The following is a 22767-nucleotide window of genomic DNA, read 5'->3' as shown; positions in this document are numbered from 1 at the left end:
GCGGACGAAAATTTCGTCCACAAACAGTCCGACTAAAAGTAGGTCTTTGCCTTGAGAAACAAAAGAATCCGCAAAAAAATCCCCGCTCCGAAGAGCTGGGATTTTCGCTATGACAATTTGGTTCTAGATTCTATCGCCTCTTCGAGGCTCCAGAATGACAACCTGGCTTACTTCTTTTCGTAGATCTGGTCGAAGATGCCGCCATTGGAGAAGTGCGTTCCCTGAGCCTTGTCCCAACCGCCGAAGTGCTCGATAGAAATCAAGTTCACGTTCTGGTCGAATTCCTTGTACTGGTCGAGAATGGCCTTGTTGGAGGGGCGGTAATGGTTCTTCGCGGCAATGTGCTGGCCCTCGTCGCTGTAGAGGTAGTTCAGGTACTCGGTGGCAAGTTCGCGGGTACCGCGCTTGTCAACCACCTTGTCCACGATGGCAACGGAAGGTTCAGCCAGAATGCTGATGCTCGGGATTACGATTTCGTAGTCGTTCGGGTAGTCCTTGAGCGCGAGGAAGGCTTCGTTTTCCCATGCGAGAAGCACGTCGCCCTGGCCGTTTTCGATAAAGGTCGTGGTAGAGCCGCGTGCACCGGAAGCGAGCACGAGCACGTTCTGGAACAGTTTCTTGATGAAGTCCTTGACCTTGGCTTCGTCGTTATTATACTGCTTCTCGGCCCATGCCCAGGCGGCAAGGTAGTTCCAGCGCGCGCCACCGGAAGTTTTCGGGTTCGGCGTGATGATGCCAATGCCCGGCTTCACGAGGTCACCCCAGTCCTTCAGGTTCTTCGGGTTGCCCTTGCGGACCAGGAACACGATGGTGGATGTGTACGGGGAACTGTTCAGCGGGAATTCCTTGACCCAGCCGTCTTCGATGAGGCCCGCGTCGCGCACGGCGTTCACGTCGAATTCGAGGGCGAGCGTCACCACGTCGGCTTCGAGACCATTGGCCACTTCCAGAGCCTGCTTGCCGGAACCGCCGTGAGACTGCGTGATTTCCACTTCGCCACCGGTCTTTTCTTTCCAGTGCTTCTTGAAGACTTCGTTGTAGTTCGCGTAGAGTTCGCGGGTCGGGTCGTAAGACACGTTGGTGAGCGTCTGCTTTTCAACCTTCTTGGCAGAAGTTTCGTTCTTCTGCTCGTCAGAAGAAGAACATGCACTAAAACCGATAGTTCCCGCAATCAGGAGACTTGCCGCAATGGCGGACTTGACAAAATTCTGATTCATTCTTATACCTCGCTTGTTTATTGTTTTTTGTTTGTTGTTTTTTTGTGTGCCGAAATATAGAACCCGTTTTTGCCATTGTCCAATACTTAATTCTTATGCGGTATTATCGGTTTTTTTTATAAGTATCGAACACAAAATAGCCTTTTGCTATCGGCAGGTATAAGAAAATAGTATAGCACCGAATATTGAGCCATGAAACCGCAATTTGTATTTTATAGCATCATCTTTTTTATTTGATTTAAAATGTCTTTAACCCGCGAAGAAGCTCTTAATATTCTGACCACCGACACGGAACTCTTGCCCGTGCTTGTTGAAAAAGCATATAAATTGCGTACAAAGTACAAAGGCAACCACGTAAGCATCCAGTTGCTCACCAATGTCCGCAGCGGAAACTGCACGCAGAACTGCGCCTATTGCGCCCAGTCCCGCGATTCCAAAGCACCGATTGAAAAATACCGCTATGTAGAAGACAAGAAACTTTACGGCGACAACGACCTCGTCGACGAAATGCATTTGGCGAGGCACTGTATCGGGCTCAGCGGCATCCGATTTGCGGATGACGATATCGAAAAGCTCGCTGAACGCATCCGCAAGATGAAAAAGAACGACACGCAAATCTGTTGTTCCATCGGGTTCCTGACCGAAAAGCAGGCGTTGATTCTTAAGGAAGCTGGCCTTAACCGAATCAACCACAACCTGAACAGCAGCCGTCGTTTTTACCCGAGCATCTGCACGACGCACACATACCAGGAACGCATCGACAACCTGAAAATGCTGAAGGGCCTCGGTTTCGAAATTTGCTCCGGCGGCATCATCGGCATGGGTGAAACGCCCGAAGACGTGGTGGACATGCTTTTTGAACTGCTTGAAATCAATCCCGATTCGGTGCCCATCAACTTCTTGCTGCCGGTAGAAGGCACGCGTCTTGCGGAACGCGACATTTCGGCACTCACGCCCGAATACTGCATCAAGGTGCTTTGCCTGGCGCGCCTAATGCTCCCGAAATCGGATATCCGCTGTGCCGCCGGCCGCGAAGTGTATTTCAAGGGCCACGAGAAAACGCTTTTCAAGGTGGCCGATTCCATATTCGCGTCTGGCTACCTCACCGAAGGCGGCCAGAGCCTCGAAGAAACATTCCGCACCATCGAGGCGGCTGGCTTCACCTGGCAAGTGGAAAGCGAAGCTTCTCATTAGAAAAAAAAGACCCCCGGCGCGGGTGCGCCAGGGGAAGGTTTTGGAGGTGTGATTACTGAATGCTTGCGGTGAAGCGGGCGGCGATGGCGACGTCGGAGACTTCGTTTTCGCTATAGGCGCTCAGCTGAATCTTGCCGTGCTTGCCGAGTTTCTTGATGAGGCTCACCGTCCAGGCGAGTTCATCGGCGTCTTCGGCAAAGTCTTCGCGATCGCCGACATATTCAAGTTCTGCATAGAGGCTGTTCAAGATACCTGCCGTCGGAATTTCTACACCCACGAAGAACGGAAGGTAGTCAGTACCCTGTGCATATTCTGGCTTGGTGGCATTCGATGCGTTCAGATTTTCGTCGTCACCCGTGGAGATGTAGGCGACTTCGCCATAGAGCCCCAGGTTCTTTGCGAAGTAGTAGCTGGCGCGGCCTGCGACGCGGTGCGTGACTTCGGCGGTATGCTGGATCGGGTCGAGGGCATTGACGCGGTAGGCCGCACTTATTTTGGCGTCACCGAGTTTAAGCGTTTCTTCGGCGCGAAGGTAGCCGGTATCGAACTTGTTGTCGTAAGTACCGAGCAATAGGCTAAAGCTAGAAATGCCCTTGTCGAATCCCAGTCCAATAGCGTCATGCTGGTAATCGCGGGCGAGGAAGCCGCGCTTGGAGAGATGTACGTCAACATAGGTACCGAAGTTGCCTGCAACCGTCCAGTCCGTACGGAAACGACCGAATTGAACGCTGAGATCGCCGAAAGCCGGATTCCATTTGTACTTGGCGTAGTAAGTATCGGCGCTGATCTTGTCCTGTGCGGTCTTGGTCACCTTGACATTGCCTTTGTCATCTGTCGTGACATCGGTGACATTCTTGTTGCCAAAGGCGGGGCTGAAGATACGCACGTTGATGACGGCTTCGAAGTTGTCGGAATTGTACTTTCCGCCAATGTTCGCACGCAAGAAGGAATTGTCGAGCGTGTTGTCGGCATCGTTGTCGTAAACGGCCTTGATGGCCTGCGCCTGCACGTTACCGGTGAGCTTGAAAGCGGGCTCCTCTTTCGGTTTTTCGGGCGCGGCAGTTTCGGCCTTCGGGGCTTCTGCTACAGGGGAAGTATTCTGGGCGAAAACGTTGGAGGTAAAAAGGGAAGTCGTAATGACCGCAGCGGCGGCGAGCTTTGCAAAATTCTGGTTCATTCTTAAACTCCTTGGTTGTGGTTGTTGCTTTGTTTTTTTTGTGCGCACAAATATAGAAGGCACTTTTCACATTGTCCAATACTTTAATTTTATGCTGGGTTATCGGTTTTTACTATTGGCCAATTCAAATTAATTTGTCATTATTATTACTGACAAAATAATTATTACAAAAAAATAAATGCCCGCCTGGAGGCGGGCATGATAATGATGGACGACTTGCCAATATTAATGAATTACGACTTTCCGGTAAGTGTCGAAGCGGGACCACTGTTTAAAGAAGGCTTCGCGGGCACTGTCCTTGGCGTTATCGTATTCGGTTAGCAACTGGCGGACTTCTTCGTCGGAATGTACCGCAAGTTCAAAGCCGCGCCCGTTGATGACGGGAACATTTCCGTAGCGGTATTCGGCTACCGGGGAAATTGCCACGATGCGCTTACCGCGCACCTTGACAGCGATGCTGTCGCGCAAGATGATGATATCGAAATCGTCCGGGTAGTGGTAGGTCTCGCCTACGGTCGGGATTTCGTCGCCCACGGTGTAATGCTGCCTTATGGGTTGCTGCTTTACGACCGAGAGCGTTGCCGTATCGTAGAAGAATTCCTCGAAGATTTCTCCGCGGCCATGGCGTTCACCCTGCACGAAGGCGGCCTTGTCGCCTGCGGCGATTTGCTTTTCGAACAGCTCTTCTACAACGCCACAAGCCGATGTCGCATGCGTCACGCGATCAATCAGAATCAGTTCGCCGAGCGTCTTGTGGTTCGCAAAGCGGTCTGCAACGATTGCTTCGGCAAATACGATTTCGGTGACGGCGATTCCGTTCTTGCTCAAGCTTTCTGTTTCAAGATGTGCGCCCGTGTTCACGTCGATCGCGTAATCGATTTTCGTGAGTGTCCCGGGAATCGTCTTGGTGCCGAGTTTTACAAGGTAATCCTTGCCGATTTCGAGCGGCTCGTCGTCCATCCACAGGATAGACGCCTTGATTTTCTTGTAGCAGCCGACGTCGGCACCATTGACAAGGACACTTCCTCTAGACACGTCTATTTCGCGGTCCAGCGTGATGGTGACCGGCTCGCCGGTGTGGGCTTCTTCCACATTCTTGTCGGTGCGCAGAATGCTCTTGACCGACGCCTTCTCGTTACTCGGAAGGCTCGTGATGGTATCGCCTATGCGAATGCTGCCCGATTCGATTTGTCCCTGGAATCCTCTGAAAGTCCTGTCGGGGCGGCACACGCGCTGTACGGGCAGATAGAAGCCTTGTTCATTCGTGGTGTTCGAAACGTCGATGTTTTCGAGGTATTCGAGAAGTGCGGGGCCCTTGTACCAAGGGATATTCGCCGACTTGACGGTGACATTGTCGCCTTCCGTTGCCGAAAGCGGAATGATTTGCACGTCGGGCAAAGAAAGTTCCTTGACAAGCGCTGCAATCTGCTGCCCGATTTCGTTGCATCGGCTTTCGCTGTACTTCACCAGGTCCATCTTGTTCACGGCGAACACGAAATGGTTGATTCCCATGAGGCTGCAAATGCGCGCATGCCTGCGGGTCTGCACCAGAACGCCCTGCGAAGCATCCACCAGGATAATCGAGAGGTCGGCAAACGAAGCGCCCACCGCCATGTTGCGGGTGTATTCTTCGTGCCCCGGCGTATCGGCCACGATAAAGCTTCTCTTGTCCGTCGTAAAGTAACGGTAAGCGACGTCGATGGTGATGCCCTGTTCGCGTTCGGCCATCAGGCCGTCCAGCAAAAGGGAATAGTCGATTTTTCCGTTGCGGCTGCCGACCTTGCTGTCCAATTCCAGAGCCTTTTCCTGGTCGGCGTAAAGCAGCTTGGAATCGTAAAGGATGTGCCCGATGAGTGTGGATTTTCCGTCGTCCACCGAGCCGCACGTAATAAACTTCAATAAGCCTTTCATTAGAAATATCCCTCCCTCTTGCGGCGTTCCATGCTGCCGGCGGCTTCGTTGTCGATTACGCGGGACGTGCGTTCCGAAGATACGGCGCTCAAGGTTTCGTCGATGATTTCGTCAAGCGTGGTGGCGGTCGATTCGATGCCGCCCGTAAGCGGATAGCAGCCCAGCGTGCGGAAACGCACCGACTTTAGCTGCGGTTTTTCGCCTTCGCGCAAGGGGAATCGTTCGTCGTCGATCATGATGAGGTTGCCGTCGCGTTCGACGACAGGGCGTTCTGCAGCAAAGTAAAGCGGAACGATGTCGATGTTCTCGCGCTTGATGTACTGCCAAATGTCTTTCTCGGTCCAGTTCGAAATCGGGAACACGCGGATGCTTTCGCCCTTGTTGATCTTGGTGTTGTAAAGTTTCCACATTTCGGGGCGCTGGTTCTTGGGATCCCAGGCGTGTGCGGAGTTGCGGAACGAAAAGATTCTCTCCTTGGCGCGGGACTTTTCTTCGTCGCGCCTGCCGCCGCCAAAGGCTGCGGTAAAGCCGTACTTGTTCAGCGCCTGCTTTAACGCCTGCGTCTTCATGATGTCGGTGTAGGCCGAACCATGGTCGAACGGGTTGATTCCCTGCTGTACGCCGTCCTGGTTGATGTATTCCAGCATCTCGATACCGAGTTTTTTTGCGGTCTCGTCGCGGAACTTGATCATTTCCTTGAATTTCCAGGTGGTGTTCACGTGCAAGAACGGGAAAGGCGGCTTTTCGGGATAAAAGGCCTTCATGGCCAGATGCAACATGACGGAGCTGTCCTTGCCGATGGAGTAGAGCATCACCGGCTTTTCGCATTCGGCGGCAACTTCACGGATAATGTAGATGGCTTCGGCTTCCAGCTCGTTGAGGTGTGATAATTCGCTCATATTAAATCTCCTGTGAAATTCCTAGTATTTGTTAGATTCTTTCGGGTCTATGTCGATCGATTTTACGCGCCCGTCGGGGAACTCGACAATCCAGCGGACAAGACCGTTTACTTTTTCGGTGTGCACCTTGCTTCCCTTGCCGCCAATGTCTTCGCCGAGGAAGAATCGAATGGCGTGAACGGGGCATTCCTTGATGCACGAGGTGCAACCCCAGCAATCCTTGGGGTACTTGATAAACGCCTTTTTATTTTCGCTTATCTTGATTAGCGTGCCTGGGCAAACATCGTGACATTTCCCGCAGCCGATGCATTTGCTTTGATCAATGCTGATGCTCATAATTCTTTTGCCCTTCTGCGGTGAGTTCGCGCGTGAATGTCTGGATTTCGCCGTTTACGAGGCGCGAATTCACGTACTTGCGGAAATTTTCGTTGTCTTTTTCGGGATAGTCGAGATTTTCGGCAAAGCTGTGCCAACGGGTCTCGTGGCGGGCTGCCAGGTGCGCAATCACGCTCTTGCAAACCGTAAGGCGTTCCTTGAGCTCGTAGATGTACATGAGCTCCTGGAAATCGTTGGCATGCAGGGAATTGATGCGGGCCTCGATTCCCTCGATTTTTTCGAGTGCAACCGCTAGCTGATTCTCGCTATAACGATAGCTTGTCTGGATGCCTCCTGCATAAGCGTCCATAGCAGCCTGCATTTCTTCTTCAAGGCGCTCGGCAGTGTCTCCGCCGTCGTCGCCTCGGGAGTCAAGGAATTTCTTGATTTCTGCGATGTGGTTTTCAACTTCCGCTTCCGGGATAGATGTGCGAGATGTGGTTAAACCTGCCGCGCCGATGTATTCCACCGCAGACTTCGCCGCGATTTCACCTTCGGCAAGAGCGCCTGTCACGTACTTTTGCGGGGCACCTCCGGCAACGTCGCCGGCTGCAAAAAGTCCTTCGATTGTCGTGGCGCGCTTGGTATCCACCCAGTAACCGCTTGCGGTGTGGCCGCCCACGATGTAGGGTTCCGTACCTTCAATTTCGACATTCGCTTTCGACGGCGTGCCGTTTTCAATCCAGCGAATCGTCTGCGACGGAGCCATGTTCAGGTAAGCCTTCAACAGGGATTCTTCCTGTTCGGCAGAAATGCCTTCGGTCCTCAAGTAGCACGGTCCGCGGCCTTCCAGATTTTCGGTGACAGTCCCATAAACCCTTTCGGAAGTCGAAAGACCGTACTTTGTCTCGTAAACTTCTCCAAGCGCATTTACCTGCTTCGCGCCCACGCCCTGCGCGAGCGTTCCCGTCGGGGCGATGGTGTCCTTGCAACGCAATGCGATAAAGCGCATCTCGAACGTGGTCATCTCGGCGCCGTGGCGGATTCCCATGGCGTAGCCCGCGCCCGTATTGAACGGCGGATACCACATCTTATGTCGGGAAAATCCCGGATTGTTCGGCTTGTAGAGCCCCGCGGCACCGCCCGTCGCGATAATGACTGCCTTGGCTTCGATTGCATAAAAAGTATCGTTTTCGATTCCGAATCCGAATGCGCCGTCGATTTTATTGTCGTGTACGGAGTAGTCGAAGATGTTGACATGGTTCAGAACGGTCACATCGTCGAGCTTCTTGACGGCGTCGGCAAGAATCGGCTTGATGTTCTCGCCGTTGATTTTGATGTTGCGGTTGCCGCGCGTTACATATTTGCCGTCCTTGTCCTTCAAGATGACAAGCCCGAGCTTTTCCAGGTGTGCGGTAACCTCATTGAACTTCTCGGAGATGGAATACAGCAGATCTTCGCGGACGATTCCGTCGGCGTCTTTCTTGGCGTATTCCACGTAGTCCTTGGGCGTGCGACCTTCGGTAATGTAGGCGTTCAAGGCGTTCACGCCAGCGGCAAGGCATCCGCTGCGCTTGATATTCGCCTTTTCGACGATGAGAATTTTAAGGCCCGCGGCATTATTTGCGGCATTATTTACGGCATTTGATGCGGCATCTGCTTTCGCTGCCGTAATAGCCGCATAACAGCCGGCTGTCCCGCCACCTATAATCAGCAAATCGGTTTTAATTTTTTCCTGTTTCACCGCGCGCCTTTTTCTTCTCGATATTAAGCGTTGTAAACGTCCTTGATTTTTTGTGCGAAAACATCCTTGCCGATGCGGTCGATGGTGTACTTGAATCGCTCGCTGGGCTTTGCGTTTTCGGCGAAGAACGTAATCGCGGCATCGCAAATGTCGAGCAGCTTTTCTTTGTCATCAATGAACGGGATAATGGTTTCACCCTTGTTGATGTTGTTGCCGAAAAGTCCGCCGAAAGAAACGATGTAGCCGGGAGTGGCGTCCCATGCGTCGGTGGGGCACGCCTTGTAGCAGCGCCCGCAGTAATTGCACTGGGATTCATCGAAAATGACTTTCTTGTTTTCGACCTTGATGGCGCCCTTGCGGCAGGTCTTTGCGCAGAGCCCGCAACCGATGCACTTGTCTTCGATCCACTTGACCTTGATGGCGCCCTTGATGCCCACGTCGTTTTCTTCGGCCTTGAGGCAGTTGTTCTGGCAGCCGGTCACGCCGAATTTGAACTTGTGGGGGAGTTCGCGGGCAAAGTAGCGGTCGTCAAGTTCCTTGGCGAGCGCGTAGGTGTCAATGCATCCGCTCGGGCAAACGGCAGAACCTTGGCATGCCGTAATCGTGCGCACACGAGGCCCGCAAACACCCGGTTCCACGCCGCCTTCGGCCAGGGCGGCCTTGACGTCGTCTACGTTTTCAAGCTTGATAAACGGGATTTCGACGCTCTGTCTCGAGGTCAGGTGGGCATAGCCTTCGCCGTACTTTTCTGCGACTTCGGCGATTTTTGCAAGTTGGGTAGCGGTAAGGTTGCCGCCTACGACGCGCACGCGAAGCGAAAAGTTGTCCTTTTGCTTTTGGCGCATCCAGCCGCCTTTTTTGAGAGTAGAATAATCTGTTGCCATGTTGTGTGTCTCCGTAATTAAATTGCCTTGATTGCCTGTTCGAAATCTTCCTTGAGGTCTTCGATATCTTCGATTCCGATGCTCACGCGGATGGTGCCTTCGAAAATGCCGGCATGTTCCTTCTGTTCCTTGGAGCTGTGCGTAAAGATCGTGCTTTCCGGGTGAATCACGAGCGTGCGCAAGTCGCCGATGTTCGTGGCGATGGTCGCATACTTCAAATTGTTGATCAGCTTGAAGGCCCTTTCCTTGGTTCCTGCGTCAATCGTGAGGATGGCACCGCCTTTTCCGTGCAACTGTTTTTGTACCAGGTCGTAATAGGGGCTGCTTTCGAGGGCCGGGTAGTTGACAGAAATACCTTCGAAATTCTGCAAAAATTTGGCGAGCTGCAAGGCGTTATCGCACAGGCGTTCCATGCGGAGCCCGAGCGTTTCGAGCCCGAGGGAATTCAGGAAGGAGGTCTGCGGCGCTACGCAGCAGCCCACGTTACGCCAGATGCCGTTGCGGAGTTTGGCAATATAGGCGAACTTGCCAAAGCGCCTGTATTCTTCCAGACCCTTGTAGCGTTCGTAATCCCACTTGAAGTTTCCGCTGTCGATGATGATGCCGCTGATTGCGGAACCGTTTCCGTTGATGTACTTGGAAGACGAATGAATTATGATGTCGGCTCCAAAGTCAAACGGATGCACAAGATAGGGCGTCGCTGTCGTGCTGTCGACAATAAACGGAACGCCTCCCCGATGAGCCTCGTCCGCGACGCTCTTTAAGTCGACTACGTTCAGTTTCGGGTTCCCGATAAGTTCGGTAAACACCGCCTTTGTCTTTTCGTTCAGTTCGGCGCGAACGTTCTCGGCGGTCACTTCGGTTACGAATCGCGTCTTGATGCCGAACGCTTCCAAGTCGTGGAAAAGGTCGATGGTTCCGCCAAAAAGTCCGGCGCTTGCAATGACTTCGTCGCCCGCCTGCAGAATGTTCAGGAGCGAAAGCGTCACCGCGGCCATGCCAGAAGAGCACGCCACCGCACCGATGCCCTTTTCGAGCGATGCGATGCGGCGTTCAAAGGAATCGGTTGTGGGGTTCGCGATGCGCGTATAAGCAAAACCAGGAGCCTTGTTGTTGAAAACGGCTTCGAGTTTTTCTGCTGAATCCTGCGAAAAGGCACTCACCTGGTAAATGGGCGTAAGCGTAGAGCCGGTACATCGATCGCTGCCGAAATCCTTGTGCAATAGGGTGGTATTAAAATTCATTTGGCTTTCTCCGTACTTTTTGAGTTGAAGCCAAATATAGAAGGCGCTTTTTGCCGCGTCCAATACTTAATACATATGGCCTTCTATAGAAAAAAATTATAGAAGACCTTTTTACGGAATTTTTCTATTTCGCTATCGCCTTCTGCCAGATATCCTGCATCACGAGGCCGGCGAGCGTAAAACCGAAAATTGCAGTGGCGTGGGCCATAGTCCCGTTGATTTGCGCCTTGCTGCTGCACCATTCGTGGCCGATGAGTTCGGCGTTCTTGAGTTCGGCTTCGCTGTGTTCGTTACGGATTTTGGGGCACATGCAGGCGGCTGTTCCGCAAGAGGAATTCTTGCCGCGGTTCGTCAGCAGTTCGTCGCTGTAGACGCACATCACCTTCTTGGCGAGATTCTTTTTTTTGCGCTTGAACTTGTCGCGCAAGGCGCGCCCGAGCGGGCAGCCTGCCACTTTCCAGAATTCGGCGACCTTGATGCGCGTGGGGTCCATCTTGAGTGCGGCCCCCATCGAAGAGAAAACGGTTGCCTTCGTGCGCGTGGCATGCCACAGCAGCTGCATCTTGTTTTCGAGGCTGTCTATCGCGTCGATGATGTAATCGAAGGTGTCCAGCTGGAACTTGTCCGTATTCGCTTCTTCGTAGATGTCCTGTAATGCGACAATGTTTGCGTGCGGGTTGATTTCGAGCAGGCGTTCCTTGAGAACATCGACCTTGACTTTGCCGACGGTCTTTGTGGTGGCCATCAGTTGACGGTTCACGTTGGTAACGCACACGCGGTCGGAATCGACGAGTACGATTTCCTTGATTCCTGAGCGTACAAGGCTTTCGGCGCACCAGCTGCCTACGCCGCCGAGCCCGAAGATGATGACGCGCTTCTGGAAGATGCTGTCCATGACGTCGTCCCCGAGCAGGAGCGAGGTGCGGTTAAAAATGCCTTTTTCGATTCCCATGACCATTCAAATATAGAAAATAGGGAAAAGTGGAAAAAATCCGACGGATAACGGGAAAAATGCCCGTTTTATAGCCTTTTCCCATATGCTAGTTATAGTCAAAAACTATTAGTAAGAAAAATGTAAGCGAAAATGGCACGGTTTTTTCTTTTTCCTATTGAAATGGTAGGAAAATGATTCTATCTTAATCCGCGTCACCTGATTGTTACAGTTCGTCTGGACGCAATCTAAGGAGGTTTAAGTGCAAAACATTTACTTGAATACTGTCCGATGTTGAACGGAGAACACTGACAGGAATTATAAACAACGGGCTCGAGCCCAAAAAACTTAAACAGTGATTCCGGCACAGGGCCGGGATGACAAAACAAAAAAGGAATTTCAAAATGTCTAAAATCTATACCTCTGCAGACCAGCTCATCGGTCACACCCCGCTTCTCGAGCTCACTCACATCGAGGAAGGTCTCGGCGCCAAGATCGTCGCGAAGCTCGAATACTTCAACCCCGCAGGTTCCGTGAAGGACCGTATCGCGAAGGCGATGCTCGACGAAGCCGAGAAGAGCGGCAAGCTCAAGAAGGGCGCCGTCATCATCGAACCCACTTCCGGTAATACCGGTATCGGTCTTGCTTCCGTCGCCGCCGCCCGCGGTTACCGCATCATCATCGTGATGCCCGAAACCATGAGCATCGAGCGCCGCCAGCTGATGAAGGCCTACGGTGCCGAACTCGTTCTCACCGAAGGCGCGAAGGGCATGAAGGGCGCCATCGCCAAGGCTGACGAACTTGCGAAGGAAATCCCGAACAGCTTCATTCCGGGCCAGTTCGTGAACCCCGCGAACCCGGCCGCCCACAAGGCTACGACCGGTCCTGAAATCTGGGAAGATACTGACGGCAAGGTGGACATCTTCGTGGCCGGTGTCGGTACGGGCGGTACTGTTTCTGGCGTGGGCGAATACCTCAAGAGCCAGAACCCGAACGTGAAGGTCGTCGCCGTCGAACCGGCTAGCTCTCCGGTGCTCTCCAAGGGCGTCGCTGGCAGCCACAAGATCCAGGGTATCGGTGCGGGATTCGTTCCCGACACGCTGAACACCAAGGTCTACGACGAAATCATCGCTGTCGAGAACGAGGCCGCGTTCGAAGCTGGCCGCGAAATCGGCAAGAAGGAAGGCGTTCTGGTGGGTATTTCTTCCGGTGCAGCCCTCTGGGCCGCGAAAGAACTCGCGAAGCGTCCCGAGAACAAGGGTAAGACCATCGTTGCTCTCCTCCCGGATACCGGCGACCGCTACCTCTCTACCGCCCTGTTTGCAGAGTAAGTAGAATTCCTAGCGATTATTTCGAACAGCTTAAATCCCCCGCGCGTCGGGGGATATTTTTTTTGTGCAAACGCCGTAATACATACAATAATCTGTAATTTTTTATAAAAAATTGTGACTTCGCCTAAATCCCGATGTATTTTTTTTACTAAGATTGATGCCTAGAGAGGGATTTTAATTGAGGGAAAATTATGAGATGGGCACATTTGTCTAAAGCTCAGAAGTTTTTGTTTGCGGTAGGTCTGGTTGTTGCCGCATTCCTTATAAATATCGTATTTTCCAAGATTGTACTCGCGTTGGGCGCACCGGTGTTCCTGGATTCGGTGGGAACCATTTTGGCGGCGATGCTGGGCGGGACTCTTCCTGCTGTAATCGTGGGCTTCTGCTCCAATGCGTTTAACGGTATATCCGACATTACGACTCTCTATTATGGCATTATCAGCATCCTTATCGGTGTGGCCGCCGCAATTTTCCAGCAGAAGGGATTTTTCAAGACACTTCCCAAGATCATCATTGCCATCCTGGTGTTCTCGCTCCTGGGTGGCGGCCTCGGTTCCGTCCTGACGTATTTCCTGTTCGGCTATGATTTTGGCGAAGGCGTGTCGGCCCCGTTCTCCCTGGCGATTTACAACAACCTCGGCCTGTCGAAGTTCTTTTCCCAGCTGATAGCCGATATCATCATCGACGTCTTTGACAAGTCCATCGTGGTGGCCGCTGCGGTGGTGTCTTACCGTTATATTCCCGTTATTGTCAAGGATCTCTTTGCCCGCGTGTTCCTTTTCGATCCGCATATTGATCAGCACGAAAAGAGGGATTCGTACCATTTCATTAGACGTTCGCTTTTGCGCAAAGTGGTTGTCATGGTGATCGTGGCCGAAATCCTGCTGGGTGCGCTCGCGAGCATTACCGGGTTCATCTTGTATAGGCAGGTCTCTGTCGGCAAGTTCACCGATATCGCGAATGGCGTGACCAAGTCCAGTGCGGTAGTCATCGATATCGACAGGGTAGACGACTTTATTGCGCATGGGCACGAGGCGGAAGGCTACGACGCCATAGAGAAGAAGCTCTACAGCATCAAGGAAAGTTTCCCGCAGACGACGTACCTGTATGTCTACAAGATTCTCGAGGACGGTTGCCATGTCGTGTTCGACCTTGAAACCGAAGATGGCGCTGAACCGAGCAGGCCGGGTGACCTTATTCCGTTCGACCCGTCGTTCGAACCGCTGCTGCCGAAGCTTTTGGCGGGCGAAGAAATCGAACCTATCATCAGCGACGACCAGTATGGCTGGCTCCTTACGGTATACAGGCCGCTCAGGAACTCTTCGGGTAAGACGGTCGCGTATGTCGCTGCGGACATCGCCATGGGCGAAATCGTCTATGACCAGGCCAAATTCTTTATCAAGCTCCTCTCGATGTTCTTCGGCCTTTCGATTATCATCATGAGCATTGTTCTCGAAATGGTGAAGCGCGGCATTGTGCATCCGGTGAACGGCATGGCTTCGGCATCCATCCACTTTGCGTACAACCTGGAACAGAGCCGCTTGAGCAGCCTCCAGGAACTGGATTCCCTGAACATCCACACCTTCGACGAAATCGAGTACCTCTACAAGGCGTTGACAAAGACATGTAAGGATTCGCTGGAATTCATTCAACGATTGGAACTGGCCGCCGAACGCATCGCCAAGCTGCAAGACGAAATCATTATCAACTTCGCCGAAATGGTGGAAGCGCGCGACAACAGCACCGGCAACCACATCAAGAAGACTGCAGCCTACGTAGAAGCCATTGCCAAGGAACTGCAGCGCGAAGGCAAGTTCCCCAATATCCTCAATGACGAATACATTGCCAAGCTCAAGAGTTCCGCTCCGCTTCACGATATCGGCAAGATTGCCGTGTCCGACCTGATCCTGAACAAGCCGGGCAAGCTGACCGACGAAGAGTTCGCCCTGATGAAGAGCCATACGACCGAAGGAATGAAGATCCTCACGAAGATCGAGGCGAGTGCGAACGAGAAGCACACGATGGACGACAACTACTTGAAAGAAGCTATCGAGATGGCCCATTTCCACCACGAGAAGTGGAACGGTACGGGTTATCCGACCGGTATCCGCGGCGAGGCTATTCCGCTTTCGGCGCGAATCATGGCCGTTGCCGACGTGTTCGATGCGCTTGTGGCCGAACGTGTATACAAGAAACCTTTCCCCTACGAAAAGGCGATGGCTATCATTACCGAAGGATCTGGCCAGCATTTCGACCCCACGATTGTCGAAGCCTTCTGCCACATATCCAAGGAAATGTACCAGAACCGCACAGTCCTGCAAAAGGACGACGCACAGGAAGCGTAGTGTCGCCCTGTCGCATGATGCGGCTCCGGAAATAACTATATTTGACGGACCATGGCACTTTGTTTAGAGACTGAACAACTGGAAACGGTCCAGCGTATACTGGGGCTCCATTTCGAGGGCCTCGAGGTATGGGCGTACGGATCCCGTGTTACCGGTGTGGATTTGACGCCCGAGACGGAACTGGAACTGGTGGTGATAACCGACAGCCCCCTTTCTGTCGAGGACATGACGGCTGTCGAGAAGGCTTTCGCCGATAGCGGCCTGCCCTTCCGCGTGGATGTCATCGACTGGGTCAAGCTCCCGGAATCCATCCAGAAACAAATCAAGAAAGAACACGACGTAGTCCAGGCCGCAACCGAAGCCTGATAGAGTATTATGAAACGTCTTTTTTCTCTTATCCTTGCAATCTCCCTGATGACTCCACTCTTTGCCCAGGACGATAACGCCCAGGCCAAGGCGCTAATCCGCGATGGCAGGTGCGCCGACGCCATCGCGCCGCTCCAGAAGGTATCCAAGGCGAAGTTCAAGACCCACGCCGGCGCGCAGGCGTCCGTGATGCTGACCGAATGCTACCTCCGCGAACACAAGCGCGACGAGGCGATGCAGCTGGCTTCCCGCTTTTTGGAATACCATGTGGGTTCGGAATACCGTGAACGCATGGAACTGGCCCACGCCATCGTGATGGTGGAATCCGGCGCCGTCTACGAAGGCGTCGAGGCGATGCTCCGCATTTTGGCCTATACCAAGAACCCTGCCGCGAAGAGCCGTACCAAGGAAGTCGCCATCCAGACGCTCGCGGCAAGCCTCATGAACGCCGACCAGTTGCAGGCCCTGCTCGAGAAGTACCCCGTGGACAAGGACGTTGTCGGCTGGATGCAGCTGCAGATTGGCCGCGAAAGCCAGAATGCCCGCCGCTACAAGGCCGCCCGCTACTGGTACAAGAAGGTCGTGAACGGCAAGGTGGCCGAGAACCTCTCCAGGACTGCCGAGAAGGGACTCGAGTCGCTGGAAGGCCAGGGTGCCGGAATGCCGACGATCCTAGTGCTTGCCCCGCTTTCGGGTGACTTTGCCGAGTTCGGCGTGGCCGCCATCCAGGGCGTGCTTTTGGCGCAGGAACAGTCCGGCTTTGCCAAGAAGGTGAATGTCCGCATTGCCGATACGCGTGCCGACGCCGCCCAGGCGCTCATGCGCACGCAGCAGGCGGTGAACCAGGACAGCATTATTGCCGTTATCGGGCCTATCATGAGCGCCCCGGCGGCGACCGTGGCTGCCTGGCTCGGCAGTAACTTCCAGAACATCCCGATGCTCACCCCGACGGCGACCGACGACGGCATCGCCAAGATGGGCCCGAACATTTTCCAGGTGAACATCACCATGGATAACCTCGCGCAGAGCATCGCCGATTTTGCGGCCAAGTGCCTGGATATCCGCGAGTACGCCATCTTGAGTCCGCTGGGCGATTACGGTTCTGCCATGACGACGAGCTTTACCCGTGCCGTAGAACGCCGTGGCGGCAAGATTGTCGCTTTCCGCAACTACGAGGAAGGCCGCCCCGACTACAAGACGGAATTCGACCTGTTGCGCGACGTACGTTTCAAGCAGGATAACCGCCGCAGGAACATTGCCCGCGGTGCCAGTGACCTCGATGCGGTGAGCCCGAAGGAACGCAAGTTCTACATGAACGATTCCACGTTCAATATCCCGGGCATCTTTATCCCGGCGACGAACCCGGCCGATGCCGGTGCCATGGTGAGCCAGGTGGCGTTCAACCGCTTCTCCGGCGTGCTGCTCGGGACTTCGGGCTGGTACGGCCGCGAACTCCTGATTCGCGGCAAGCGCCTGGTCGACAGTTCCTTCTTTAGCGTGCCGGCTCTCGACATGAACGGCAACAGCGCCGAATACGAAAAGTTCGCAAAGGCGTTCCAGGAACGCTGGGGTACTGAACCGGGTGAAGACAAAGTAAGCGGCCTCAGCTTCGATGCGGCCAATATCGTTTTCACTACCTTGGCAAGGAAGCCCGAGAGCCTGACAAATGCGCTGAACAACGCCGACTTGTTCAAGGGCGTCTATGGCGATATCAAGTTTAAGCGCGGTGCCAACGTCAACACGAAAATCGTGACCGTGCAGAAGGGCAAGTTCGAAACGATGAACGGATGCAAGATTCCGAGTGTCGAGTCGGCCAAGGAAGACAAGTCCAAGGACGCTGGCAAGAAATAGCTAGCTGGCGTCGGCAAGGCTGTCGCAGCGGTCCTGTTCTTGCATGGAATCGATTTCCATGTCGGGACCGATGATTGCGGCGGCGATATATTCTGGAGAGTCCCCGTTCCTGTAGTAGGCGCCGAGCGTCTCGTCGTCGACATAGTCTTCTAGGGTCAGCCCGCTAGTGGCGCAGAGAATTTCACGGAGACGACACTTGAAAGACTGGAATCCTGTGTGAACCAGGTAAAAGGGAATTGCGGATGTTTTGTGGAGAAGTTTCATTTCGACCTCCAGAGTGAATCCTTTACCCTATTATACTTATTGACCTCTCCGTACGGCAAGTGATAAAAATCATATGCGGATTTACGGATGCGTCCGCAAGGCTTGTATTTGCTGGCTTTGCGGCGAATTATGTGGAAATGGGTGATCCGTATCTTGTTGAGCATGAATGTGTTGCGGTACTGCGGAATGACCCCGGGCGGGGCGGGCTGCGGCAGGGGGCTCTTATTCCACTTTGGATTATGTTTTGCGGACCGCGTTTTTTTATCTTTGCCTTGATATGTTGCGATTCCTGTCTTTTTCGATATTTGTTCTTGCCGCCATGGCTTTTGGCGGGCCCTTGACGCTTGCCTTGCCGGATTCCCTGGAGGCGCTTTCGAAGAAGGTCACGGAACAGACGATGTCGTTGAAGTACGGCGAGGCTCTTTCTGTTTCCAAGAAGTTGCGCGCGGCGAACGAGTCTGCAGGATGTGTCATAGAAAGCATCGTGCGCATAAGCATGTACGACGACCTGGGCGATACTGTGGCGCTGGCGCAGGCGGGGAAGACTTTGGATAAGTGCGAGGCGGAAGGCCTTTGGGAAGCGCTCCGCAAGTTCGAGATGGGATTTGTGCAGAGCGAACAGGGTCATTCCTTCAAGGGAGCCTTGCAGACACGGTCGGCGGCGAAGATGTTCGAGGATTCCAAGGAGCGCGATGCGCGCGCTTTCTATGCGATATACGCCTACTATGTGGACAAAAGCTTCAGCTGGGTCCCGTTCAAGTCGGATCACCGCGACGAATACCTGGCGACGCTGGACAGCGCTTCCAAAAAGTCCGTCCGTTTCTGGCCGCTTTTCTTGACTCCGTTAATTTGGATGTACTACGACAAGGAAGATTTCGCGACGGGACTCAAGCTTGCTGAACGCGGGCTCTCGAAGGCTCCCGCCCACCCGGTAATGCTGCAGATAAAGGCGGACATGCTCTACAGGCTCAAACGCTACGACGAGGCTGCCGCCATCTACGTGCGGAGCGCCGCGGATTACCAGAAGCGCACCGGCAAGTCCATCCGCTACTGGTGTTCCGTGCTGAACCTCATCCGCATCTATAACGACGCCGGGGACTTGGCTTCGGCAAAGAAGTGGCGCGAAAAGCTCCAGGATCCGGCGTACAAGGCCCTGGAAAAGTGGATGCCCGGCTCCCTGATGGATGACTTGAAGAAGCGCAAGCTTCTGTAAAAAAGCGTTGTAAACAAATTTTTTAGGCACAATTCCGGACAAAAATCCGTTTTAAGGGATAGACACCCTTAAGAAGGAGAATGTATGCCCGAAAAGAAGCCCTTGCGTATAGCCTTTTTTGTCGACGGCTTTACGCTCAAGAAAGTGAACGAGTACTACCGGTATTTTCACCCCTACCATACGCGTGTCGATTTCCGCGGCCTCAGGAGCTGGGCCCGCCACGAGGCGCTCCGGTTGTTTTCCCCGAAGAGCTCCTTCTGTACCCTGGAATGCCATTATTACCACCCGTACAAGAAACCCCGCGACCTGTGCACCGACTACGGGCTGAAGGGCCTGGAACGCGAGCTGCACCATGTGGGGTTCAACGTGCACTATGCCGAGAGCTACGGCAAGGACCGCTATACCCCAAACATGTCGCTGATAGAGGATGCGCTGACGTTCGCTTCTTTCGACCGTATGGATGTCGCGGTGCTTTTCAGCACGCAGGGGCAGTACTCGCTTTTCCCGGAGAGGCTGCGGACGGTAGGGGTGCGTACGCTGGTGCTGGGCTGGAACTTCACTTATCCGAAAGCGGACCGCTGGGTCAGCTGGAAGACGGATTCCGGACTCCGCGAATCGTGCGACTACTATGTGGCCATGGAGCAGGTCGCAAACAAGTACCCGCCCGTGTCCGACGGCCGTGTAGGGCTGTTCCTCCGATAAAAAAAGAGCCCCGTCAAACGGGGCTTTTCTTTATAAGAAATGTTATAGGGATTCTAGCACGAGCGGTCTCCGTGAGCAACAAACGCCTCGTATTAACGAGGCGTGATTGCGAGAGCGAGTGCCAGCCCAGTACTTGTTATAGGGATTCTAGCACGAGCGGTCTACAACTTGTTGTTCTGCTTTTCTTGCCAGTCGCTCAGGAATGTCCAGGTAAGGCGCAGACCGACGAACCAGGTGTCGCCGATGTTGTCCGTATCGTACTTGCCGAACGCGGTTTCGAGCTTGTCGCCTTCGACGTTGAGTTCGTTGTAGCGTACGGCGCGGTAGCCGCCGTAGAGGCCGATGCCGAACTGGCCGAGTTCAAGGCGGATTTCGAGTTCCGAGTTGAACGTGCTGGCGAGGGTGCTGTAGTAGCGGTCGCGGAGCCTGCTGTAGGATCCGTCCTCGTTTTCCAGGTCGAAGTTCGAGGCGAAGTGGAAGTTGATGAGGTTGAAGCCGAAGCCGACTGCGGGAATCAGGTTGATGACCGAGTTTTCGCCGAGGAGCTTCCAGCCGAACATCCAGTCGGCGCCGTAGCAGAACCAGCGGATGTCGTAGAGCGGGAACTTGATGCCTACGCCGCTATCGGAAACGGCCGTGTACGTGGAGCTCGGACGCTTGGATATCTGGGTGGGCATGAAGTTGATGTCGAACCAGGTGAGGAACTGCTTGTACTGGGCACCGATGTTCACGTGGAGTCCCATGTAGTAGTCGTCAAACTTGGAGTACTTGATGTTTCCGGCGTACAATTCGGTGGAATCGCCGTCTTCGACAGCATGGACGCCGTTACTGAGGGCGACCTGGTTCACGTAGTTGCGGAATTCCTTGAACATGCCGCGGTAATCGCCGCCGATAGAAATGAATCCACGGATGTGGTTCTTTTCGTAGAATCCTTCTTCCGTATCGGCCGAGGCGGTGGACGCGAACATGAGGGCGCACGCCAGGGCGACGAGGTAAGTTATTTTTGTCTTCATAAAGACTCCAATTAGGGCAAAATCTGTGTATAAAATACATTATGTTTTGGATATGTGCAGGGAAAAAATTCATAAGATGTTAAAAATCAACACTTTACGTGCTTTTTTTAGCCCGTTCCTGGGGTGGCGGTTTGCCCGTTTTTCCGTTTTGGCGGCCCTGGGTTGCTTTTTTTGCGTTTTTTCGGCGGGGTGCGGTGACGGCAGTTCCCGGGAGGTCGGGCGGAAGAATGCCGGGCCTTCCTGTGCCGATTCGGTGGCCTGGGACTCGCTGCAGTACAGCCGGATGTTCCGCCTGGGGCATGCCTGCGGCGATGGTGTTGTCGAGGTGCGGTCGATCGTGGGTCGCGACACCCTGGTGCGCCGCGTCGTGGTGAAGGAGCCTTTCAGGCGGGTAGTGGTGCTGTCGTCGGCCCAGATCGGGTTCATGGTGCGGCTCGGCGCCGAGGACCGCATTGTGGCGGTGGGCGAGGGCAAGTACGTCGTGGACAGCTCGCTGTACGCGAAGGTGGAGTCGGGCGGCATTGCTGAGGTCGGGAACGGCCCTTCGATTTCGCTGGAAAAGGTGGTCGCGCTCAAGCCCGACCTGCTCATGACTTTTGCTACCGGAGGCAGTTTCGACGACTACGAACGCCTGCTGACGCTCGGGATTCCCCTGCTGGTGTCGTCGGAATGGCAAGAAGACCACCCGCTCGCCAAGATGGAGTGGATTAAGTTGTTCGGAATGATTTTCGGCAAGGAAACGCTTGCGGACTCTATTTACGAACAAACTAAGACAGACTACCTTTCGTCTTTCGTCTTTCGTCTTTCGTCTAAAAACGGGGGCGTTGCGGGGGAGGTGTCCCCCGCAGAGGGGGTAGCGGATGCCGCGGGCGGCAGGAGCGGGGGGGAGGCTTCCCCCTGCCCTCGGGTAATCGCCGGGATGGCCTACGGGGGCGTGTGGTATGCCCCGGGCGGCAGGAGCTATACGGCTCAGCTGATTCGCGGCGCGGGCGGGTGCTACCTGTGGGAAAGCGATACGACCCGCGAGATGAGGCTTTCGCTGGAAGAGGTGATGTTGCTGGCGGACAGCGCCGACGTGTGGGTGAACCCGGGGGCGTTCGGGTCAGCCGAGGAAATCCTGGCTGCAGAACCGAGGGTCGGGAACTTGAGGGCGCTACGCGAAAGGCGGGTGATCCAGAATGACGGGCGAAAGGGGCCTGGCGGCGGGAACGACTTTTACGAGAGCGCCGTGACGAGGCCGGTGGAACTGGTCAGAAATTTGCGGGAATGCATTTTCGCGGGGTTTGGGGGCGTTACGGACGAAAAAATGAAAACTTCCCATTACAAATGGTATAGAAATATTTATAATTAGCTATTATGATGAAAACTCCTGCTGGAATTGGTGAATGGATTGCCCTGAGCTACGAGGCCAAAGTGCCTTTCTTGCAACAAGTGCCCAGGGATTGTGCAGACTTTTTGTTGCTGAATGCGCAACTCCGCGAATATGACGCTGGCGAGATTATCCTTGAAGGCGGTACGGAAAGCACGTCTTTCTGCGTGATGCAGAGCGGCCGCGCCCTGGTTTGCGGCCAGATCCTGCCCGACGGCCACTACAGTGTCATTGCCTACGTGGAAAGCGGCGCTTGCTTCGCCGAAATGTCCATTATCTGTAACGAACCGACCAGCAATACCATTATCGCCGCCGAGGACGGCTGCACCGTGCTTCATATCCCGAAGGCGGAATTCGTGAAGTTCCTCGATAAGAACCCGAACATCATGGTCTACCTGTACAAGGTGGTGGCGGATAACCTCCGTGCGAAGAACAAGGCCTTCGACGAGTTCCAGCGCCTGTCGTTGCTCGCTTCGGGCAAGGTGCTGCCCTTTATCGATTTCGCCCAGACTATGGAAAAGAGCCGCCTCACGGGAACCGTGATTTGCGAATCCAACGGGGAATCCGGTTTTGTGGCGTTCCAGGAAGGCCGAATCTGCTGCGCCAAGTGCGGTAAACTGGCGGGGCCGGACGCCCTCGAAAAGATTCTCTCCTGGGGTGATGACTCGCTGTTCAAGCTGGATTCCCACTTGATGCCGGATATCGTGAACATCAACCAGATGTCCGATACCACGAGCCTCATCCTGGACGCGCTCAGAAATATTGACGAAAAACAAAGCGCCCGCAAGTAGGGCTAA

At 54.1% G+C, this 22767-nt stretch carries 20 protein-coding genes; 9 read left to right on the top strand and 11 right to left on the bottom strand.

The annotated features are described in order from the left end of the window. Positions 1 to 167 precede the first annotated feature (167 nt). Complete coding sequence (locus tag B3M32_RS10040) at positions 168 to 1217, bottom strand: sulfate ABC transporter substrate-binding protein (RefSeq protein WP_290746224.1); 1050 nt, start codon at positions 1215 to 1217, stop codon at positions 168 to 170. A gap of 243 nt (positions 1218 to 1460) precedes the next feature. On the opposite strand from B3M32_RS10040, the gene bioB reads away from it, so the two are divergent. Then, positions 1461 to 2411, top strand: a complete 951-nt coding sequence (bioB, locus tag B3M32_RS10035) for a biotin synthase BioB (RefSeq protein ID WP_290746221.1) — start codon at positions 1461 to 1463, stop codon at positions 2409 to 2411. Positions 2412 to 2463: 52 nt separating this feature from the next. Here the strand turns inward: bioB and B3M32_RS10030 are convergent, their stop codons facing one another. The 8 genes from B3M32_RS10030 to B3M32_RS09995 all read right to left on the bottom strand — a co-directional run bounded on the left by B3M32_RS10030 (position 2464) and on the right by B3M32_RS09995 (position 11537). Continuing rightward, the gene (locus B3M32_RS10030; RefSeq protein ID WP_290746218.1) at positions 2464 to 3588 is read right to left on the bottom strand and encodes a hypothetical protein; all 1125 of its coding nucleotides are present in this window, start codon (positions 3586 to 3588) and stop codon (positions 2464 to 2466) included. A gap of 225 nt (positions 3589 to 3813) precedes the next feature. Then, positions 3814 to 5499: a sulfate adenylyltransferase subunit 1 gene (locus tag B3M32_RS10025; protein WP_290746215.1), complete on the bottom strand. Its 1686-nt coding sequence runs from the start codon at positions 5497 to 5499 to the stop codon at positions 3814 to 3816. Further along, entirely contained in the window at positions 5499 to 6398 is a 900-nt protein-coding gene (gene cysD, locus B3M32_RS10020; protein WP_290746212.1) for a sulfate adenylyltransferase subunit CysD, read from the bottom strand. The genes B3M32_RS10025 and cysD overlap by 1 nt, the downstream gene beginning before the upstream one ends. A gap of 21 nt (positions 6399 to 6419) precedes the next feature. Beyond that, positions 6420 to 6734 carry a 4Fe-4S dicluster domain-containing protein gene (locus B3M32_RS10015; protein WP_290746209.1) on the bottom strand — a complete coding sequence of 105 codons (315 nt, stop codon included), beginning with the start codon at positions 6732 to 6734 and terminating at the stop codon, positions 6420 to 6422. Next, on the bottom strand, positions 6718 to 8457 hold the full coding sequence (locus B3M32_RS10010; protein ID WP_290746206.1) for an adenylyl-sulfate reductase subunit alpha: 1740 nt from the start codon (positions 8455 to 8457) through the stop codon (positions 6718 to 6720). Before B3M32_RS10010 ends, B3M32_RS10015 begins: the two co-directional genes overlap by 17 nt. Positions 8458 to 8480: 23 nt before the next feature. Next, the gene (locus B3M32_RS10005) at positions 8481 to 9341 is read right to left on the bottom strand and encodes a 4Fe-4S binding protein (protein ID WP_290746203.1); all 861 of its coding nucleotides are present in this window, start codon (positions 9339 to 9341) and stop codon (positions 8481 to 8483) included. A 17-nt stretch (positions 9342 to 9358) separates the two neighbouring features. Then, positions 9359 to 10585 (bottom strand): O-acetylhomoserine aminocarboxypropyltransferase/cysteine synthase family protein, encoded by a 1227-nt coding sequence (locus B3M32_RS10000; RefSeq protein ID WP_290746200.1) that lies wholly within the window; start codon positions 10583 to 10585, stop codon positions 9359 to 9361. A 124-nt stretch (positions 10586 to 10709) separates the two neighbouring features. Beyond that, positions 10710 to 11537 carry a tRNA threonylcarbamoyladenosine dehydratase gene (locus tag B3M32_RS09995; protein WP_290746197.1) on the bottom strand — a complete coding sequence of 276 codons (828 nt, stop codon included), beginning with the start codon at positions 11535 to 11537 and terminating at the stop codon, positions 10710 to 10712. Positions 11538 to 11920: 383 nt separating this feature from the next. On the opposite strand from B3M32_RS09995, the gene cysK reads away from it, so the two are divergent. From cysK to B3M32_RS09975, 4 genes are all read left to right on the top strand, one after another. Then, complete coding sequence (cysK, locus tag B3M32_RS09990) at positions 11921 to 12847, top strand: cysteine synthase A (protein WP_290746194.1); 927 nt, start codon at positions 11921 to 11923, stop codon at positions 12845 to 12847. A gap of 206 nt (positions 12848 to 13053) precedes the next feature. Then, on the top strand, positions 13054 to 15192 hold the full coding sequence (locus B3M32_RS09985; protein WP_290746191.1) for an HD-GYP domain-containing protein: 2139 nt from the start codon (positions 13054 to 13056) through the stop codon (positions 15190 to 15192). Positions 15193 to 15243: 51 nt separating this feature from the next. Continuing rightward, positions 15244 to 15558, top strand: a complete 315-nt coding sequence (locus tag B3M32_RS09980) for a nucleotidyltransferase domain-containing protein (protein ID WP_290746188.1) — start codon at positions 15244 to 15246, stop codon at positions 15556 to 15558. A 9-nt stretch (positions 15559 to 15567) separates the two neighbouring features. Further along, the gene (locus B3M32_RS09975) at positions 15568 to 17409 is read left to right on the top strand and encodes a penicillin-binding protein activator (RefSeq protein WP_290746185.1); all 1842 of its coding nucleotides are present in this window, start codon (positions 15568 to 15570) and stop codon (positions 17407 to 17409) included. Here the strand turns inward: B3M32_RS09975 and B3M32_RS09970 are convergent, their stop codons facing one another. Further along, on the bottom strand, positions 17410 to 17673 hold the full coding sequence (locus B3M32_RS09970) for a hypothetical protein (RefSeq protein ID WP_290746182.1): 264 nt from the start codon (positions 17671 to 17673) through the stop codon (positions 17410 to 17412). It lies immediately after the preceding gene. A 277-nt stretch (positions 17674 to 17950) separates the two neighbouring features. Here B3M32_RS09970 and B3M32_RS09965 point away from each other — a divergent pair, with 277 nt between their 5' ends. Both B3M32_RS09965 and B3M32_RS09960 read left to right on the top strand, forming a co-directional pair. Then, positions 17951 to 18886, top strand: coding sequence for a tetratricopeptide repeat protein (locus B3M32_RS09965; protein ID WP_290746179.1), 936 nt, complete (start codon positions 17951 to 17953; stop codon positions 18884 to 18886). A gap of 84 nt (positions 18887 to 18970) precedes the next feature. Further along, positions 18971 to 19588 carry an NYN domain-containing protein gene (locus B3M32_RS09960; RefSeq protein ID WP_290746176.1) on the top strand — a complete coding sequence of 206 codons (618 nt, stop codon included), beginning with the start codon at positions 18971 to 18973 and terminating at the stop codon, positions 19586 to 19588. A gap of 161 nt (positions 19589 to 19749) precedes the next feature. Here the strand turns inward: B3M32_RS09960 and B3M32_RS09955 are convergent, their stop codons facing one another. Further along, the gene (locus B3M32_RS09955; RefSeq protein ID WP_290746173.1) at positions 19750 to 20601 is read right to left on the bottom strand and encodes a hypothetical protein; all 852 of its coding nucleotides are present in this window, start codon (positions 20599 to 20601) and stop codon (positions 19750 to 19752) included. Positions 20602 to 20677: 76 nt separating this feature from the next. On the opposite strand from B3M32_RS09955, the gene B3M32_RS09950 reads away from it, so the two are divergent. Together B3M32_RS09950 and B3M32_RS09945 are read left to right on the top strand one after the other, a co-directional pair. After that, entirely contained in the window at positions 20678 to 21952 is a 1275-nt protein-coding gene (locus B3M32_RS09950; RefSeq protein ID WP_290746170.1) for an ABC transporter substrate-binding protein, read from the top strand. Positions 21953 to 21957: 5 nt separating this feature from the next. Beyond that, positions 21958 to 22761, top strand: a complete 804-nt coding sequence (locus tag B3M32_RS09945) for a cyclic nucleotide-binding domain-containing protein (RefSeq protein WP_290746167.1) — start codon at positions 21958 to 21960, stop codon at positions 22759 to 22761. Positions 22762 to 22767 lie beyond the last annotated feature (6 nt).

Source organism: Fibrobacter sp. UBA4309 (assembly GCF_002395745.1).
Classification (GTDB): Bacteria; Fibrobacterota; Fibrobacteria; order Fibrobacterales; family Fibrobacteraceae; genus Fibrobacter.
The sequence above is the reverse complement of the archived record's forward strand: the minus strand, read 5'-3'. Positions and strand labels throughout refer to the sequence as shown.

What these genes read in the sequence shown, in the direction of transcription:
- B3M32_RS09995 (WP_290746197.1), bottom strand. Translation starts at nt 11,537, where the DNA reads ATGGGAATCGAAAAAGGCATTTTTAACCGCACCTCGCTCCTGCTCGGG.
- B3M32_RS09955 (WP_290746173.1), bottom strand. Translation starts at nt 20,601, where the DNA reads ATGAAGACAAAAATAACTTACCTCGTCGCCCTGGCGTGCGCCCTCATG.
- B3M32_RS10025 (WP_290746215.1), bottom strand. Translation starts at nt 5,499, where the DNA reads ATGAAAGGCTTATTGAAGTTTATTACGTGCGGCTCGGTGGACGACGGA.
- cysK (WP_290746194.1), top strand. Translation starts at nt 11,921, where the DNA reads ATGTCTAAAATCTATACCTCTGCAGACCAGCTCATCGGTCACACCCCG.
- B3M32_RS09945 (WP_290746167.1), top strand. Translation starts at nt 21,958, where the DNA reads ATGATGAAAACTCCTGCTGGAATTGGTGAATGGATTGCCCTGAGCTAC.
- B3M32_RS10005 (WP_290746203.1), bottom strand. Translation starts at nt 9,341, where the DNA reads ATGGCAACAGATTATTCTACTCTCAAAAAAGGCGGCTGGATGCGCCAA.
- cysD (WP_290746212.1), bottom strand. Translation starts at nt 6,398, where the DNA reads ATGAGCGAATTATCACACCTCAACGAGCTGGAAGCCGAAGCCATCTAC.
- B3M32_RS10015 (WP_290746209.1), bottom strand. Translation starts at nt 6,734, where the DNA reads ATGAGCATCAGCATTGATCAAAGCAAATGCATCGGCTGCGGGAAATGT.
- B3M32_RS09980 (WP_290746188.1), top strand. Translation starts at nt 15,244, where the DNA reads ATGGCACTTTGTTTAGAGACTGAACAACTGGAAACGGTCCAGCGTATA.
- bioB (WP_290746221.1), top strand. Translation starts at nt 1,461, where the DNA reads ATGTCTTTAACCCGCGAAGAAGCTCTTAATATTCTGACCACCGACACG.
- B3M32_RS09965 (WP_290746179.1), top strand. Translation starts at nt 17,951, where the DNA reads ATGTTGCGATTCCTGTCTTTTTCGATATTTGTTCTTGCCGCCATGGCT.
- B3M32_RS09975 (WP_290746185.1), top strand. Translation starts at nt 15,568, where the DNA reads ATGAAACGTCTTTTTTCTCTTATCCTTGCAATCTCCCTGATGACTCCA.
- B3M32_RS10040 (WP_290746224.1), bottom strand. Translation starts at nt 1,217, where the DNA reads ATGAATCAGAATTTTGTCAAGTCCGCCATTGCGGCAAGTCTCCTGATT.
- B3M32_RS09970 (WP_290746182.1), bottom strand. Translation starts at nt 17,673, where the DNA reads ATGAAACTTCTCCACAAAACATCCGCAATTCCCTTTTACCTGGTTCAC.
- B3M32_RS10000 (WP_290746200.1), bottom strand. Translation starts at nt 10,585, where the DNA reads ATGAATTTTAATACCACCCTATTGCACAAGGATTTCGGCAGCGATCGA.
- B3M32_RS09960 (WP_290746176.1), top strand. Translation starts at nt 18,971, where the DNA reads ATGCCCGAAAAGAAGCCCTTGCGTATAGCCTTTTTTGTCGACGGCTTT.
- B3M32_RS09950 (WP_290746170.1), top strand. Translation starts at nt 20,678, where the DNA reads ATGTTAAAAATCAACACTTTACGTGCTTTTTTTAGCCCGTTCCTGGGG.
- B3M32_RS10030 (WP_290746218.1), bottom strand. Translation starts at nt 3,588, where the DNA reads ATGAACCAGAATTTTGCAAAGCTCGCCGCCGCTGCGGTCATTACGACT.